This window comes from uncultured Aggregatibacter sp. (assembly GCF_901873365.1).
Classification (GTDB): domain Bacteria; phylum Pseudomonadota; class Gammaproteobacteria; order Enterobacterales; family Pasteurellaceae; genus Aggregatibacter.
In genome coordinates this window covers 1-1,651 of record NZ_CABFLM010000131.1, presented here as the reverse complement: position 1 = coordinate 1,651, position 1,651 = coordinate 1, and the positions used below count along the sequence as shown (strand labels likewise).

General features: G+C 30.6%; 2 protein-coding genes. Both read left to right on the top strand.

All coding sequences use genetic code 11. The features are described 5' to 3' along the window. Window positions 1-288 precede the first annotated feature (288 nt). Entirely contained in the window at window positions 289-621 is a 333-nt protein-coding gene (locus QZ106_RS10270) for a hypothetical protein (RefSeq protein ID WP_295976711.1), read from the top strand. Next, window positions 621-1,508: a hypothetical protein gene (locus tag QZ106_RS10265; RefSeq protein ID WP_295976710.1), complete on the top strand. Its 888-nt coding sequence runs from the start codon at window positions 621-623 to the stop codon at window positions 1,506-1,508. Before QZ106_RS10270 ends, QZ106_RS10265 begins: the two co-directional genes overlap by 1 nt. Window positions 1,509-1,651: the final 143 nt, after the last annotated feature.

Genomic DNA, 1,651 nt, shown 5'->3' with positions numbered 1-1,651 from the left:
TTGCAATTTCTCTTTTATCTTATTTTTTATTCTATAGTATTGCCATAATATTTATATTGTTAGGAATTAAAGGAGGATAAGTTATTAGAAAAGATTATACCCCTTAGTTAAACATGGAGATCATAAAGCCATTGAATTTATTTCTTATGCTAATTTAGCAGGAGATGGGATTCCTAAAGATTTAGTGAAGTCTAATATCTGGAAGAATATCGATTTTACTAAGAGTTTTAGTGTCGGTGTTTCAGAATATGAGCAATTTATCTCATCTTAGAGAGAAAAGATTATGTAATGGCTTCCGTATTTTTACAACGTGAGGCTGAAATTGGAAATAAGGATGCTATCTTTACATTAAAAGATGATAAATATCTTCAAGAGAACCATTTAGCCGTAGATCCAAATTGGAAAAAATATTGGAAAGATTTTGATTACGATAATTTATACCCATTTTGTCTAGAAATAGAAGAATATAAATTTGATAAAAAATTAGACGATAGCATTTGCCAATCTGCAATTGATATATTGGGTGTAGACGGTTGTTATAGTAGAACGACTATTTATTCAGATACAAACAGACATCTAGTGCCCGAAGGGACTTCGGTTCAGTGTGAGGAAATTAAATAATGCAAAAAAATTTATTTATCATAGGGATAATATTTATTGCCATTTCATTATTTTTAGGATATCTCAAAAAAGATGTAGAAAATATTCATATGGAAAATGGTACTAAAAAGTTAATTGTTGAAAGCAAAACTTATACTCAAGAAGCCAATGGAGAAATGCGTTTAATCTCTTATTGGACAGAACCTAAATTTCAAGAATTAAAAAAACTTGCTGAATCCGGTGATAGTAAAGCACAAAGTACTCTAGGATATATGTATCTTAAGGGAGAGTTTGTCCATGTTGATTATGCTAAAGCCGAATATTGGTTAAAAAAATCTGTGACTTCTGGAAATCCAATTCAAAACGCCGAAACCCAATTTAATTTAGGATTTTTATATGAAGAAAAAGGTGATCTTGAGAATGCAATAAAATGGTATCTATTAGCAGCAGAAAGAGACTTTATTAATGCGCAAATTAACTTAGGAATACTATATGAGGAACAAGGATTAATTCCTGAGGCAAAGAAATGGTATAACAAAGCTTCTGATTTGGGTGACGGAGACGCTAAATATTACTTGGCATTATTATTATATGATGAGAGCCAAAATAATATTGAAGAGGTCTTGTCATTATTAAAAAGCGCTTTAGCTACAAGCTCAAATAAATCGAAAGTAGAATTCTCTTTATCTTGGCTATACTTAAATGATGATTCAGTTAAAAATAAGGATTTAGGTTTACAATATTTAGAAAGCTCAGCAAATAAGGGAGAAGTTGAATCTGAATTCTTATTAGGTGAAATTTATGAAAAAGGCGAATTATTCTCTAAGGATTTATCAAAAAGCCAATATTGGTATAAAAAAGCAGCAAATCAAGGTATGAAAGAGGCAATAGAAAAAGTGAAAAAATAACTTAACGCTCATACAAACTTCTTAGTTTGTCAAGATAATTATGAAACACATATTAATCTGTCTACAAATGCCAAACCGCCAATGGCGACTATCAGCGGTATACCTATGACCTGAAAAACCGGCTGATTCGGGTAGATATCCAT